This is a genomic window from Shewanella surugensis (assembly GCF_023284005.1).
In the GTDB taxonomy this organism is placed as follows: domain Bacteria; phylum Pseudomonadota; class Gammaproteobacteria; order Enterobacterales; family Shewanellaceae; genus Shewanella; species Shewanella surugensis.
This window is the reverse complement of sequence record NZ_JAKIKS010000022.1, coordinates 44,081-58,236: the sequence shown is the minus strand read 5'-3', so window position 1 is coordinate 58,236 and position 14,156 is coordinate 44,081. Positions and strand designations below refer to the sequence as shown.

Annotated in this window: 15 protein-coding genes; 1 reads left to right on the top strand and 14 read right to left on the bottom strand. The window is 44.5% G+C overall.

Annotation, left to right across the window (positions count from 1 at the left end):
* On the top strand, nucleotides 1–205 hold a 205-nt coding region (locus L2764_RS07805), incomplete at its 5' end, for a hypothetical protein (protein ID WP_248939656.1).
* A 598-nt stretch (nucleotides 206–803) separates the two neighbouring features.
* Here the strand turns inward: L2764_RS07805 and L2764_RS07800 are convergent.
* The 14 genes from L2764_RS07800 to L2764_RS07735 all read right to left on the bottom strand — a co-directional run bounded on the left by L2764_RS07800 (nucleotide 804) and on the right by L2764_RS07735 (nucleotide 14,019).
* Nucleotides 804–1,637, bottom strand: coding sequence for a methyltransferase domain-containing protein (locus tag L2764_RS07800; RefSeq protein ID WP_248939655.1), 834 nt, complete (start codon nucleotides 1,635–1,637; stop codon nucleotides 804–806).
* Nucleotides 1,638–1,728: 91 nt separating this feature from the next.
* Entirely contained in the window at nucleotides 1,729–2,856 is a 1,128-nt protein-coding gene (locus tag L2764_RS07795; RefSeq protein WP_248939654.1) for a cupin domain-containing protein, read from the bottom strand.
* Between the two features lie 767 nt (nucleotides 2,857–3,623).
* Nucleotides 3,624–4,757: a flagellar biosynthesis protein FlhB gene (flhB, locus tag L2764_RS07790; protein WP_248939653.1), complete on the bottom strand. Its 1,134-nt coding sequence runs from the start codon at nucleotides 4,755–4,757 to the stop codon at nucleotides 3,624–3,626.
* Between the two features lie 60 nt (nucleotides 4,758–4,817).
* On the bottom strand, nucleotides 4,818–5,615 hold the full coding sequence (fliR, locus tag L2764_RS07785) for a flagellar biosynthetic protein FliR (RefSeq protein WP_248939652.1): 798 nt from the start codon (nucleotides 5,613–5,615) through the stop codon (nucleotides 4,818–4,820).
* Between the two features lie 113 nt (nucleotides 5,616–5,728).
* A complete protein-coding gene (gene fliQ, locus L2764_RS07780; RefSeq protein WP_248939651.1) occupies nucleotides 5,729–5,998 on the bottom strand; it encodes a flagellar biosynthesis protein FliQ in 270 nt (89 codons plus the stop codon).
* Nucleotides 5,999–6,034: 36 nt separating this feature from the next.
* A complete protein-coding gene (gene fliP / locus L2764_RS07775) occupies nucleotides 6,035–6,769 on the bottom strand; it encodes a flagellar type III secretion system pore protein FliP (RefSeq protein WP_248939661.1) in 735 nt (244 codons plus the stop codon).
* A gap of 117 nt (nucleotides 6,770–6,886) precedes the next feature.
* The gene (gene fliO, locus L2764_RS07770; protein ID WP_376708390.1) at nucleotides 6,887–7,393 is read right to left on the bottom strand and encodes a flagellar biosynthetic protein FliO; all 507 of its coding nucleotides are present in this window, start codon (nucleotides 7,391–7,393) and stop codon (nucleotides 6,887–6,889) included.
* A 15-nt stretch (nucleotides 7,394–7,408) separates the two neighbouring features.
* The gene (fliN, locus tag L2764_RS07765; RefSeq protein WP_248939650.1) at nucleotides 7,409–7,792 is read right to left on the bottom strand and encodes a flagellar motor switch protein FliN; all 384 of its coding nucleotides are present in this window, start codon (nucleotides 7,790–7,792) and stop codon (nucleotides 7,409–7,411) included.
* Between the two features lie 101 nt (nucleotides 7,793–7,893).
* Nucleotides 7,894–8,919, bottom strand: a complete 1,026-nt coding sequence (gene fliM, locus L2764_RS07760) for a flagellar motor switch protein FliM (RefSeq protein ID WP_248939659.1) — start codon at nucleotides 8,917–8,919, stop codon at nucleotides 7,894–7,896.
* 91 nt (nucleotides 8,920–9,010) lie between these two features.
* Entirely contained in the window at nucleotides 9,011–9,556 is a 546-nt protein-coding gene (locus L2764_RS07755) for a flagellar basal body-associated FliL family protein (RefSeq protein ID WP_248939649.1), read from the bottom strand.
* An 89-nt stretch (nucleotides 9,557–9,645) separates the two neighbouring features.
* On the bottom strand, nucleotides 9,646–11,049 hold the full coding sequence (locus L2764_RS07750; RefSeq protein ID WP_248939648.1) for a flagellar hook-length control protein FliK: 1,404 nt from the start codon (nucleotides 11,047–11,049) through the stop codon (nucleotides 9,646–9,648).
* Nucleotides 11,050–11,255: 206 nt separating this feature from the next.
* A complete protein-coding gene (gene fliJ / locus L2764_RS07745; protein ID WP_248939647.1) occupies nucleotides 11,256–11,696 on the bottom strand; it encodes a flagellar export protein FliJ in 441 nt (146 codons plus the stop codon).
* A 72-nt stretch (nucleotides 11,697–11,768) separates the two neighbouring features.
* Nucleotides 11,769–13,103 (bottom strand): flagellar protein export ATPase FliI, encoded by a 1,335-nt coding sequence (fliI, locus tag L2764_RS07740; RefSeq protein ID WP_248939658.1) that lies wholly within the window; start codon nucleotides 13,101–13,103, stop codon nucleotides 11,769–11,771.
* A gap of 7 nt (nucleotides 13,104–13,110) precedes the next feature.
* Entirely contained in the window at nucleotides 13,111–14,019 is a 909-nt protein-coding gene (locus tag L2764_RS07735; protein ID WP_248939646.1) for a flagellar assembly protein FliH, read from the bottom strand.
* Nucleotides 14,020–14,156: the final 137 nt, after the last annotated feature.

Below are 14,156 nucleotides of genomic sequence, written 5' to 3'. Positions count from 1 at the left end.
ATCATTTTTAGTCATTGCGATGTTCCTTTTGTTAATTGTTGATCGGCCAAGATCAATTAACAGGTTACATCGCAATGCTTTATCCTCATACACCAGAAACGACTATAGCTCTAGACCGCACGTACCAATGGCGGCGCAGACACAATCGCCACGTTATGATGTGAATAATGAAGACCCTCAAGATTATTTTCTTAGAGAACGCTGACGATAAAATAAACCTGAACACTTAAAATAACTGGTCGTAATAGTCAGATCACCAACAACTTTATGATTAACGTGTCGCTCATTTGTACTAAATAACTCGATATAGTTCACAACTTTCACTGTTCATTCAAAACAATGCCCAATTCGAAGAAACACACGGCTTTTTATCTTTGCTTTCAAATATCCGTGTAGATGCAATAGCGAACTTCTAAAATAAGGAAGTTTTAGCAGAGCCCACAGGGACGTGCTTGCGGCGTTTTGTATTTGCATCTGCACATAAGCCTGCCGCAGGCAATAAATACCCATAAAGATCCAATAACAAACACACTCAACCAATGCTAAAAAAATATAGTCACCGTCATTCAAAGGCCAAGCCATTTTGGGGAATAAACACGTTAGCTCTACCGATGATAAAGCGTACTTCTATGCACTGAAAACCCTCGTTCAGCAAACAGAGCATGAGATGATTTCAGCGGTAAAGTGTTTCCATTTTGATTAAGGTTGGGTCATTATATTCAAGGGATTAAGGAGGCAAAAAAGCAATCCTGAGTCATAAAGGCATTTTTGCAACAAGCCCCTTTAAGAACTGACTGATGACCTTAGCCTACTGTCGCAATAATAAACCGACGCTTAAAAGGAAATAAGGTGCGGCCATCACCACACTGCGGATACGCATGTAACAGACGCTGCCGATAGGCACGCAGGAACAGCTTGGTTTCAACACGATTCAAATTGGCAACAATGGGTCGTAATCCCGCCGCATTCACCCATTTAAAAACGGGCTCTATACCTTCAAGTACCTGTAAATATTCAGTGTCCCAAATATCCAAATGTGTTGTTTTATCCGCCAGTAGATCAAAGTATTGCCGCTTATCCATAACCAAAGGCTGTGCCATTTGTTGTTGTAACTCAGGAGTACCTAATGGATCCCCTTCTGCTCCACCATTACTGAGCACATCAAGCATCAGTTGATACCAAGGAGCATCGAAACCGTCCGGCATCTGTACGGCGAGTTGGCCACCAGATCGGATAAATGAGACCAATTTAAGCAGTAACTGTCCATGAGGCAACAGATGTAACAGAGAATTGGTCAGCAAGAGGTCTAGCGGTTTCTCCGGACACCACTGGCTAATGTCTGCATTAACCCACTGCATATGCTCTGAACCGTCAGCCTCTGCAGCATTCAACATATCCGAGGATGAATCAACGCCCAAAAACAACGCCTGCGGCCAGCGTACCGACATTATTCTCGTGACATTGCCAAAGCCACAACCTAAGTCTGCAATATACTCTGGATCTTCCACGGTAACCTTGCTTAATAATTCAATAGCGGGTCGAGTCCGGTGCTCTGAGAACTTTTCATACAGCCCGGCTTCCCAATGCGCCGCAAGTTGCGAAGACGTGGATTGCGTTTGAACAAAAGGGGCATTCATTAAAACCTCCGAAACACCCTTTCCTGCTAGAGAAGGGGGCGTTATTTTTCACACTGATAGGTGCCGAGCTGCTGTTGTTTCTGTGCCACTTTCAGTGTTGCTTTATGGTCGATTTTTTTGTGCTGCTTTCAATGCTAATCGCCGCAAACCGCTCATTGATTAAAGTCATCTGATCCCATGCCTGTCTGCAGGTTTCCATGAGTTTTGGAAAATGCGCGGGTGAAAGGCGTTGCAGATAGGGCTTGCCTATATCACGGTGACCTTCATCGAATTCGGCATGTACTTCAAAATAGGAATCTTCTTGTACTGGTTTTTTGAAGATTGCCTGTGTTGCCTGCCCGAACAGAAAACCACTGGACTCCGCCACCAAATGAACCACAACGATTTTTTCGGCTTCATCGCCATTGATCATCTTGTTAATAAACCATTGTGATGAGGCTTCAAGTATCGGATCATACACGTTTCCTTGTAGATCATACTGAGATCTAAGCATCTCATCGTGGCCCAACTCTTCGCGTAAGTGCTCCTCATATAAAGACATTAATTCACGGTCTTGGCAATATGCCTGTCTGGTGTAGAGTATTCTCTGGAAGTACTTTGACCACACATAGACAGCCTCAAGAAAGTTTTTGCGTTTTTCGTCATTGTGCTCCAACTCTCCGCTTGCCACTAATTGAAACATGATGTTTTTTTTGTGCTGCGCCATCAGACGCTGATTTAGTCTCTCTAACGCTTCATATGCCTCGTTCTGATGTGCTAAAAAGTTAACCCGCGCCTCTAATTCATTTTCATATAAGCCTTCACCCTCAAATTGGATTGATAACCCGTGAAAATCTTGTCCCTGTTCAGTTCTAAAACCATGTTTTTTCCCCGGAGGGACACAGACGATGTCGCCTTCGATTAATAATCTTTCAACATTGCCTGTTGCATAGACAGATCCCTGGCAAACCAAAATCATGGAGCTTGTGGGGTGATCATGATTGTCTAAGATTTCCCCGTCACGCAATCTGACCCAGCTAAATGAATAACGGCCACTTTCTGGCATAAATGAATTCAATAATTCATTTCGGCGAAAATCTCGGTGCTCACCCAGATGATGAGATTTACCGTCTACTTCCACCGAAGCAATAGCGCGAATTTTCTCACGACTTATTACACCCACATCTTTTAGTGAAATTGAATCTGTGATTTGACTGTTTACTGCTGTTGGAAATGCCATCGTTTATTCCTTTTCAACCAGTGAAGTAGAGGGGCTTTAATGACCACAAATTTGTCCGTCTATCACAATGTTACATCTAAGTTATACAGACTCTGTCAAGCCTATTAAGCAAAGAAGATTTGCTCCTGCCGTTGTCACTATTTGCGCTGTAATATTTGCTCTTGAGTTTTAATTCCAATCACGTTTTTAACTACATTAATAATGTTACAGACTTTACTCTTACATTGCCCACAGCTATAAAATACAACCACCTGTTACTTAACAAGTAACAGGCATATGACTATCTTTTATGCATAGTAAGAAAGTATAGGTATTGAACTCAAAAAAAATATTACGCTTTATTACATGAGATTTTTACAAAAGAAACCTACCCGCGATAAATGCGGATTATCACGGGTAGGTTTAATTGAAAAGAGACAAAATTGATGAATTTTTTAGTCAAACACTTCCCAAAATAGGTGATATCTTAGAGAGTACAATTAATGACCACTTTCAGGTGTTAAAGCATGCACCTTGAAGAATGATGGGTATATAAGGATATCGTTAAGGACGAACAGTCCTCTTTACCCCACTCTATTATTACAGGAAGGAGTGGGAACTCACGATCTTAACTTGCTACAAGCAATAAACAACAATACGTTACAACGTTTCATCGAATGAGCAGACATCAAAAGTATCAGAAATATCAGAAATATCAGAAATATCAGAAATATCAATAAAGCATGGCGTTGCGGGCAAATGACTACACCTTCAACTCACTGATCAAGTTAATACTCCATCTCCTCTGGTATATTTTGCTTCAGCGGAATAGCCGTCGGTTTGCGGCCTTTACCTTTGTGGTATTCCCGCAACTGGAACACATACGCCAACACTTGCGCTACGGCGGTAAACAGGCCTTCGGGGATATCTTGGTTAATTTTAGTGCTGTGGTAAACCGCTCGGGCCAGAGGCGGGGCGGAGACGATGGTTATTTTATGATGGCGAGCAATTTCACGAATATTAAAGGCGACTTCATCCACGCCCTTGGCCACCACAAAAGGCGCTTTGGAGCGTGCGGCGTCATATTTAACCGCCACGGCATAATGATCGGGATTGACAATGATCACATCGGCATTGGGTACATCCTTCATCATCCGCTGCTGCGCCATTTCCCGCTGCATTTGCCGTATACGGCCTTTCACTTCAGGTTTCCCTTCCATATTTTTATGCTCATCTTTAAGCTCTTGTTTCGTCATCTTGAGCTTTTTATTGTGATCCCAGATTTGAAAAGGCACATCAATGATCACAATCAATAACGTTGAGGCGCACAACAAGATAAAAATCCAAGCCGTTAACTCTAAAGCATGATAGATATTGCCCGGTAAATGATCTTGAGATAACGCCAGAATTTCATCCAAATAAAGCCCTAATAAGGCATAAGCCATCGAGGCGACCACCGCAAACTTGGCCACGCCTTTTGTCAGCTCCACTAAAGCCTTAGTACCGAACATGCGCTTAAAGCCCGCAATCGGACTCATTTTACTGGGCTTGGGCATAAAAGCCGATACGGAAAAAGACAGCCCCCCAAGGGCAATATTACCCGCAAAGGCGATGACGGCTAAAAAAGCGATAAATCCAAATAACGGCAACACCAGTTCGCTGCCGATGTCGCGCCAAATCAGTAAGCTGGTATGATCATCAAAAATTTGTGCGCGGGTTAAGCTCATTAGCGACGAGGTAATGCGCTTCATTGCAATGGCGATATCTTGCCCTGTCATCATTAATCCAAGAGCGGCCGAAATCAGCACCGCCGACGTGCCGAGCTCTTGTGAGCGGGCAACTTGGCCTTCTTTTTTAGCCTTTTCTCGCTTATGGTCGGACGCCTGTTCGGTTTTTTCCTGACTGCTGTCATTGTCTGCCAACGACGTCTCCTATTGGGTCTTCTAAAAACACAGCTGCTTTAACTAATTTAAATCAACCTATCATATACCGCCATTGATATTACAGCTAAGCAATAACACATCGCACAACAGCAACTGGCTCTGCTGCCAGATCTCATCAAAATGCGCCATGATAGGCGAGAGTGTGAGCCACAAAATAAACAAGCCACTGACCATAGTCACCGGAAAGCCAATGGAGAAAATATTGAGCTGAGGCGAGGCTCGAGTCATCACACCAAAGGCCAGATTAATGGTCAACAGCGCGACAATCGCAGACAGTGACATGGTTAGCGCCGCCCCAAACATGTAGCCGACAAAATCAGCCAGCGCTTGATAACCCCTTAAATGTAATCCCTGCATTGAAACCGGGATCGTCTCAAAGCTGGCCACTAACATACGAATAAACACCAGATGACCATCAACACTGAGAAAAATGAGCGTGGTGAGTAACAGGAAAAAATTACTGATCATCGGGGTTTGTTGACCCGAGCTAGGATCCACCATAGAGGCAAAGCCTAAACTGGTTTGCATGCCAATAATTTGCCCTGCTAATACAAAAGTTTGCATCAGTAATACACTGACAAAGCCCATCGAGGCACCAATGATCACTTGTTGGACAATGACAAAGACCGCACTTAAGGATAGTAATTCCATTTTTTCCATTGGCGGCAAGACGGGTGCAATAGCAAAGGTGACGGCAACCGATAACAATAAACGGATCCGCTTCGGGGTCGTTGTCGCCCCAAACACCCCCATCACCATAAACAAGCTACTGACGCGAATGAAGGGCCACACATAACTGGCGATGCCTTGCATGACGGTATCGAGAAGAAAAAACATCGACTAATTTCCCCGCCTCTGCGTCACTTCAGCTTCATTGATAAAGATTGATCTTAAAAGAATACAGAAGAAGTTAGCACTTACCAACGTGAGTGTTATTGAGAGCATAAAAACTAACCTATCACCATCGGGATCATATTGACCATCTCATAGAAGAACTCCATCATCGTGCGGACCAATAAATGCCCCAGTAACATCAAAGCAAACAAGGTCGTCAGTAAACGCGGTAAAAAACTTAAGGTTTGCTCATTAATCGACGTTGCCGCCTGAAAGACCGCCACCACTAAACCCACTATTAATCCCGGCACAATAATCATCGATACCATGATAACAATGACGCTCAGGGCTTCACGAAAAACATCAATCAAAGACTCTGGGCTCATAGGGGCTTTCTTCTTATTGGCTTATTATCAAGCGTGCTACAAGCCAAAACTATTGGCTAATGTTCCCATCACCAAGCTCCAGCCATCCACCAGCACAAACAACATGATTTTAAAGGGTAAAGAAACAATCATCGGCGATAACATCATCATCCCCATGGCCATCAAAATACTGGCCACCACCAGATCTAATACCAAAAAAGGCACAAATAACATGAAGCCAATTTGAAAAGCCGTTTTTAATTCACTGGTAATAAAGGCGGGAATAATGACACTTAACGGCGCATCTTCAGGCTGCTTAATGTCGGGATAAGCGGATATTTCCATGAAGGTATCCAGATCGGTCATGCGTACTTGTGACAACATAAAGGCTTTTAGTGGCGCTTTCCCTCGTTCAAAAGCCGTATCGATGGCCATATCTTGTTCAATATAGGGCTGTACGGCATCATCATAAATTTTATCAAAAACCGGCGACATGATAAAAAAAGTCATGAATAAACTGATCCCGATCAACACCTGATTGGAAGGCGCTTGTTGCAATCCAATGGCTTGGCGCAAAATAGACAACACAATAATAATACGCGTAAATGAGGTCAGCATGATCACCATCGCTGGGATAAAACTGAGCGCCGTCATTAGCAGCAAAATTTGCATCGTCACCGAATACTGAGTCGAGCCATCAATGCCTGTACTCACGGTTACAGCAGGTAAAATACCATTATTCGCCAAGGCCAAAGAAGGGCAAAAACATAATACCAATAAAGCCCATCGCATCACCAAGGCGCTTATGGGAGTGTGAACGTACTGGGGGCTATTTTTTATTATTTTTCTATACATCATAAGGTTTTTCTCAACGCTGAGAGCAATATCTCAGCGTCGTTCTCTTTGCTATTAACTGGGCTTAGTGGATTTTGCTTGTCGCAAACGACTCGCAAAAGATTCAGCCTGTTGCTCTATGGGCGTGTCTAATTTATCAATCAAATTCACTTGATGCGGGGTGACACCCAATAAATATTGACGCCCTTCCACTTCAACAATCATCAGTTTTTCTTTTTGCCCCAAAGGAGACGTTGCAATGGTTTTAATCACACTATTACTGTTGGGAGCCAAATTAAAACGCTTCACTAAATAGGCTAAAAAGAAAATAATCAGTAACACCACCACTAAGCCGCCAAACATACTCGCCAAACTGGAAATGCTTGAGGGATCGGCTGCGGCTTTGTCAATGGCAGACGTTGTCGCTGGGCTTGAACTGGCTAAGGTATTCGCGGCATCCACTGCGCTTATTAATGTGCTATTGACATCTGTGTTCAGGACAGCCGGCGTTATGGCTGCTGTGTTCACGACTTCAGTGTTGACCTGACTGCTAGCACTGTTTGCTAAGAACATGATACTCATGGAACTTACTCCGGATTATTTCAGTTTTTTAATTCGCTCAGTTTGGCTGATCACATCGGTCAATCGAATGCCAAATTTATCATTGACGACCACCACTTCACCGTGGGCAATTAAGGTACCATTGACCATCACATCCAGTGGCTCACCCGCAATGCGATCTAATTCAACCACTGAGCCTTGGTTCAGTTGCAATAAATTACGGATGCTAATATAACTGCGTCCCACTTCCATTGAAATAGTAACAGGAATATCCATGATGGCATCTAACTTTGCCGCTTCATCATCGCTCAGCGTTTTCTTACCCGCAGAAAAATCATCTAATTCGACAGTTTCCGTATTATCGATGGCCTGCTCGGCCATGGCCGCTCCCCACTCATCCGTTACCGCTTCAGCCTTCATTCGCTACCGCCTTATCTTTATCTGTCACTCTGATGAGTGCACGCTTACTTTGTTTGTTTTCTATATTCAGTATGTTATGTCATCATGTGGTATCAGTGCGATTAAATATCTAACACCTCTCTCGCTCTACCATGACGCGTCACTAACTGTAATTCCGATTTGACTGTTTCGGGCCTGGGAATTTTCTCACAGATCTTTAGGGCTAAATTATCCCCCGAACGCCCCATTTTACAGCGATAGCTGGGTAAATCTTCCACTTTTAACACCACATGTTCGGGTAATTCAATCGGGATCACATCACCGACACTAAGCTCAAACACCTGCTTCAGACTCATTTTATGCTCAACCACAGTGGCATCCATTCCCACATCCACATCCATGATTTCATCGCGCAATGCTTGTGACCAACGCATATCCGTATCTTGCGTATCACTTTGCACCCCCGCATCCAGTAACTCTCGAATAGGTTCAATCATGGAATAAGGCATGGTGATATGAAAATCGCCTCCGCCGCCATCGACTTCAATATGAAAGGAACTGACCACCACCACTTCGGTTGGGCTGACAATATTCGCCATGGCCGGATTGACTTCCGAGTCAAGATACTCAAACTCGACATCCATCACAGGAGCCCAAGCTTCTTTATAATCTTCAAAAATAATTTTCAGTAAAAGTTGAACGATACGTCTCTCAGTAGGGGTAAATTCTCTGCCTTCTATTTTGGCATGAAAACGACCGTCGCCACCGAAGAAATTATCCACTAAAATAAACACCAATCTGGCTTCCATGGTGATCAACGCCGTGCCTTTTAAGGGACTAAAACGCACCATATTCAGGCTTGTTGGCACAAACAACGTATGGACATATTCGCCAAATTTTAGCATTTGCACGCCATTAATCGACACTTCTGCCGCGCGGCGCATCATATTGAACATGCTGATGCGTAAATGGCGAGCAAAACGTTCATTAACGATCTCAAGGGTGGGCATTCGCCCGCGCACAATGCGATCTTGCGAAGAAAAATCATATGCCTGCGCATCTTGACTGGCTTCATCAACCCGATCATCTTCTTCATCGACCCCATGTAATAAAGCATCGATTTCATCTTGGCTCAATAAATCAGTCACCATTATGCCTATACACTCTCAAATTAATGTCATTTTCCATTACTACTACCCACTGATTTTTATCCTTTAATGGTTCACGATGAACGCATCACTATTGTATGATAAAGCCAGTAAACAACAGTTTTTCTATTATTTTTTGCCCCGTCACCGGCTGTAAGGTATTTTGTAAATGCCGCAGGGCTAACTGACGCATTTCATCTTTACCCGATTGACTGCTTAAGCGCTGTAGATCACTGCTGCTAAAGGTGGTTAACAGCGCATCCTCTATTAAAGGAATATGCTTTCTCACCAACAAGTCATCCTCACTGCTGCGTACCATCAATTGCACTTTAATTTCCACTAAAACGACGTGGTTAATGCCAGATAAGTTGAACAAAAATGGTCTTGGCATCGCCACATAAAAAGCTTTTTTAGGCGACGTTTGACTTTGCCCATTGACTTCGGCCGTGCTGCGCGTATTCCCCCCCAACAATAACCCCGTCAGTAATGCCATTAGCACTATGGTACCTGTCACGCTAATGCCGATAACAAAAGACTTGGATTTAAAAAAAGCCATTTTACTCACCTGTACGTTGCCGTTTCGTGCCCCTGTCGTTGACGCCTTTTTTTCGAGCATTAAGAATTCTTCTGCCATCATCTTTCCTTAGAGGATCGCGATCTTTAATGTTAAAATAATAATGTAAAAGTAATCATGTAAAAATCAAGTAGTCTAAACAGATTAAAGGCTTATGCATAATAATCGATCCCTAATACTGAAGAGCCTGCTTCATCGCTCACCAAGGTATTCATTAAACGATCATTCATTAATCCATCGGTGTCCATTGCAAGCTGCCTATCCGATGTCGATTCTTCTTGTTGAGCGCCTTGTTGGTTCTGGTTTGGGCTCTCGTTTTGAGAGCCTTGATAAGAGACTTGTCCATCACTGAGTTGCATGCCTTGCTCGGCTAACATCTCTTTCAATCGAGGCAAGGCTTGCTCTATCAACTCACGCGTTTGGAGCTGCGTCACCTGAAATTGCACTTGAGTGGTATCACCTTGTACTTGAATTTTGACCATCATTTGCCCAAGCTCAGCGGGATCGAGTCTAATTTCTGCTTGTTGCACTCCTTGACTGACCATAGTCAGTAATTGCTGTTGCATAACGGGAGAGAAACGTTGGATCATGCTATGCATTGAAGAAAGGTTATCGCCCGCGGATCTCAGCGACATTTCCCCGGCTGAATTCGTTGCCGAAAGCGGCGTTAATCGTCCATTAACCGGCTCGGAAAAATGCATGTTTTCGCTAATGAATCCATTGTCGATCATAGCGCTTATATTATTGGCGACATGGGCATGGGAGCCAGCAGCTGAGTATGCCTGCACACTTTTATCACTCGTCACGCCTTTAGACCGTTCTTCGGATGCGGCCGTTAACGCCTGCTTAGCCTGACTCACTTCGGTCAGTTTGTCATTTCTATGTTCATTTTCTTCAGCCACTATGGCCGGTTCACTTTTGCCTAATACATCGCGCTTAGCATCCGATTGAATGCCTTCTCCCAGTGGCTGGCCAAATGTTGATTTAAGGGAGACGCTTGTTTTATCTATGCCAGACTTAAGCTCAGACGCTAACGTAGACTTAGCGTCGACATTCAGATCTGCAGCATGAGCACTCACTCCGGCTTCGCTTTCACGGTCTTTCAGTTGAGTGGCTAAGGTTAACTGAGACAGAAGGTGTTGCACTTGCTCATCCTCTGCCTGGCTCTTTTCTATGCGCTCTTTTATGCCCTTTTCGGTACTCTTTTCTCCTGTATGAAGAGGAGCACTCTCATGCGCGTTTTCTAACGCTGCGGCATCATTAGCCTCTGGTTGAGAAAAGGCTTTTTCTTGAATGCTAGACTGAGCATGAACATTCTTATTGTTAGCTTGAGCCTGTTGCGATGGTGAGCGAGTATTCACAACAGATGATAAACGAGAGGCAAAATCAGTGCGTTCTGAGGCGTTATTGTTCGGCTGCGTTCCACAAGAAGCTGATCCAGAAGTCATTGCTGAACGGTTTAATGGCCGTTCGTTTAACGTCGGGTTGACTGAATGCGCACGCTCTTTCCCACTGAGATTTAATTCCATTCGAGCATTATTCATCATTTGCGGCATAAGCCCCCCATTCAACACATTAACAGCATAATCAAACGTCAAATTATCGGCTAAAATCGCTGTGCATCATCCTATAACAACAAAAGCAAATCTAATGCCAACTGTGCCCGTTATTATCAAGCACAGTGTAAAGTCATCAATCACACTACAGTGACTTAAATTAACCCGATTAAAACACCTTTAAAACGCGAGCTAAGCCCTATTGTTTATAGACTTTTTCGATAAAATTGCTGCATGGCAAATTCATCCGTCATTTTTTGTTCTAAACGCATGGCCTGTTGCTGCGCCTTTTTCGCTTTATTGTTTAATAAAATCCCCACGGCCTGATGCTTTTGCTGACACGTCAGCCAATGGGTTTGTCGGTGTTGTTTCATCGAATGAGTTTCACTCACCGCTTCAAGCTGCCGCGCTATGGCCTCATCGATTTGCTTCACAAACTGATGAAACTGATGATAGCCACTGGCGCTAATACTTTTCCCTTGCTGACTTTCCATCTGCTTCATGTAATCGAGGCGATATTGTTGCAATGCGCCAAGCTGCTCTTGCTGTTTTTGCCATTCAAATTGAGCCGTTTTTAATTGTAAACTGGCCTGCTCTTCAGCCTCTTGGGCTAGCACTAAGGCTTTCTCTAACGGATCGGCTTTCATTGATACTTCCTTACATCATTCTGGACCAGACTCAAACCACAAAAACCAAACATTCAAAACTCAAAAAACACATCAAACTTTGCATTGCGTGCCTATCTGAGACAGCATCAATGCACTGCTCTCAAAATTAATCGCATCATGCATGGTTTGCCTTAAAAAGGCATTCATCGCAGGTTGTAACCGTATGGCATTATCCACACGAGGATCACTGCCTTGGCTATAAGCACCAATAGAAATGAGATCTTTGTTCTGTTGGTATAACGAATACACTTGCTTGACGCGGCGCATACACTCTAAATGCTCAGCATTGATGACCATCGGGGCAACGCGGCTAATGGAGGCTTCAATATCAATGGCAGGATAATGACCACTGTCGGCCAAGGTGCGAGATAAGACAATGTGTCCATCTAAAATGGCGCGTGAGGCATCGGCAATGGGATCTTGTAAATCATCCCCTTCAGTTAATACCGTATAAAAAGCCGTAATAGCACCTTGCTTATCACCACCATTACCTGCACGCTCAACCAGCTTGGGCAATTTGGCAAACACTGAGGGTGGGTAACCTTTGGTGGCGGGTGGCTCACCGATCGCTAAAGCCATCTCTCGTTGAGCTTGTGCATAGCGCGTTAAACTGTCCATTAATAACAGTACACTGTAACCTTGATCTCTAAAGTATTCGGCTATCCGTGTCGCGGTTTCACACGCACGCAGTCGCATTAACGGTGAAGTATCTGCAGGCGCCGCCACCACAACCGAGCGTGCCCGCCCTTGCTCACCCAAAATGTCTTCAATAAACTCTTTCACTTCTCGGCCACGTTCCCCCACCAATGCCACCACAATAATGTCGACATTCGCCCCCCGAGTCATCATGCCCAACAGCACACTCTTCCCTACGCCAGAGCCGGCAAATAATCCCATTCGCTGACCTTTGCCGACCGTTAGCATGGCATTAATCGCGCGAACGCCCACATCAAGAGGCTCACTGATCGCTCGCCGTGACAATGGATTAATCGCCGCCACATATGATGGCGCTTTACTGTGGGTATTTAATGGCCCTAAGCCGTCAATGGCTTTGCCACTCCCGTCGAGGACACGTCCTAACAATTCGAGACCCACATTTAAGCTTTCTTGCTCGCCCAGCGGCGTCACTCGCGCCCCAGGCAATACGCCGCGTAACTCTTCCACAGGCATCAAATATAACAAGCCTTCATTAAAGCCAATCACCTCTGCGGTTAATTCACCGTATAAGGTTTCAATACCGCATAAACTGCCTATCGGCGCACGGCAACCGCTTGCCTCTAATGTGAGTCCAACGACTCTGACTAATTGCCCACTGGCTTGAGGAATGAAAGACGGCACCTTAGCTTGATAGCGGTGTAATTTTTGCTGCAAAGCGGCAGTGCGCATTTGCCGGCTATTCAATGCTTTCACGCGGTGATATTTCACTGAAATCACGATCATGGATCTCATCATCGAGAACTGCTAATTGTTGTGCTTCCAGTTGTTGTTTGCTCTGTTCTTGCTGTTTTCTCTGTTCTTGCTGTTGTTGTTTGTTTTGTTCGAGCACGGCTTGCGTCTGTTGCCATTCACTGAATACGGCTTTTAAGCGACTCTCAAGGGTCAAATCTAACTGGCTCGGCTCGCAATGCATAATAAGACCCCCTTGCGTTAACGTGGGATCTTCTTCGAGGTGCCAGCCTTGCCGTTCTTGTTCGGTATGGCTATATAACAGGGCTATTACTTTAGCATCACTCGGATTCACGCGGATCGTAACCGTTTGCTTTTTAATCGGCAACGCATCGAGTCCGTGGCGTAATACATGGGCAATCTGCTCTGGTGCCAGCGTTAATTCATGCATGATCACGGCTTGAGAGAGTTTATCCACCAAGGAGATCAATTGTAATTCAATATCGGTATCGAGTAGCGCTAAAGGCTGGGTAAATTGTGTCAGTAAAGCTTCAAATTGATCAATGTGGGCTTGAGCCTGCTTCATGCCGTCTGCCAGGCCTTGATCTTGCCCTTGAGAGAAGCCTTCCTTGTGACCTTGTTCAAGGCCGGTCAATTGGCCCTTTTCGAATCCTTCACCAAAGCCTGCTGCTTTTCCATGTTCAAAGCCCGCCTGTTCCGCTTCTTGACGGATCCCTTCGATTTCACTCAATGTCGGCGGCAATACCCCTTCTTCCTCTTCGGCATCTTCGATTTCGGCCGCCATAATGACTTGCTGGCGACCAAACATGTCCAGCATGTCATCATCCACAGTATGGGTGACATCAGGAAGTTCCCAATGACTGAACTCACTATGAACGGATCCTTTATCTGACATCACTACCTCTACTGCTACTGCTTATTTCAGAACAATTTATTCCAAGCCTGTTTATTTCATAACGGCTTATGTCAAAGCCGCTTTTCTGGAACGAGCCAGATAAAATATAGCTGTTCATTTCGTTTGAGAAAACGATA

Bases quoted from the DNA above. Each gene is read 5' to 3' on its own strand.
- L2764_RS07800 (WP_248939655.1), bottom strand. From the start codon at position 1,637: ATGAATGCCCCTTTTGTTCAAACGCAATCCACGTCTTCGCAACTTGCG.
- L2764_RS07795 (WP_248939654.1), bottom strand. From the start codon at position 2,856: ATGGCATTTCCAACAGCAGTAAACAGTCAAATCACAGATTCAATTTCA.
- fliR (WP_248939652.1), bottom strand. From the start codon at position 5,615: ATGTTTTTTCTTCTCGATACCGTCATGCAAGGCATCGCCAGTTATGTG.
- fliQ (WP_248939651.1), bottom strand. From the start codon at position 5,998: ATGAGCCCAGAGTCTTTGATTGATGTTTTTCGTGAAGCCCTGAGCGTC.
- fliP (WP_248939661.1), bottom strand. From the start codon at position 6,769: ATGCGATGGGCTTTATTGGTATTATGTTTTTGCCCTTCTTTGGCCTTG.
- fliO (WP_376708390.1), bottom strand. From the start codon at position 7,393: ATGAGTATCATGTTCTTAGCAAACAGTGCTAGCAGTCAGGTCAACACT.
- fliN (WP_248939650.1), bottom strand. From the start codon at position 7,792: ATGAAGGCTGAAGCGGTAACGGATGAGTGGGGAGCGGCCATGGCCGAG.
- L2764_RS07755 (WP_248939649.1), bottom strand. From the start codon at position 9,556: ATGATGGCAGAAGAATTCTTAATGCTCGAAAAAAAGGCGTCAACGACA.
- L2764_RS07750 (WP_248939648.1), bottom strand. From the start codon at position 11,049: ATGCCGCAAATGATGAATAATGCTCGAATGGAATTAAATCTCAGTGGG.
- fliJ (WP_248939647.1), bottom strand. From the start codon at position 11,696: ATGAAAGCCGATCCGTTAGAGAAAGCCTTAGTGCTAGCCCAAGAGGCT.
- fliI (WP_248939658.1), bottom strand. From the start codon at position 13,103: ATGCGCACTGCCGCTTTGCAGCAAAAATTACACCGCTATCAAGCTAAG.
- L2764_RS07735 (WP_248939646.1), bottom strand. From the start codon at position 14,019: ATGTCAGATAAAGGATCCGTTCATAGTGAGTTCAGTCATTGGGAACTT.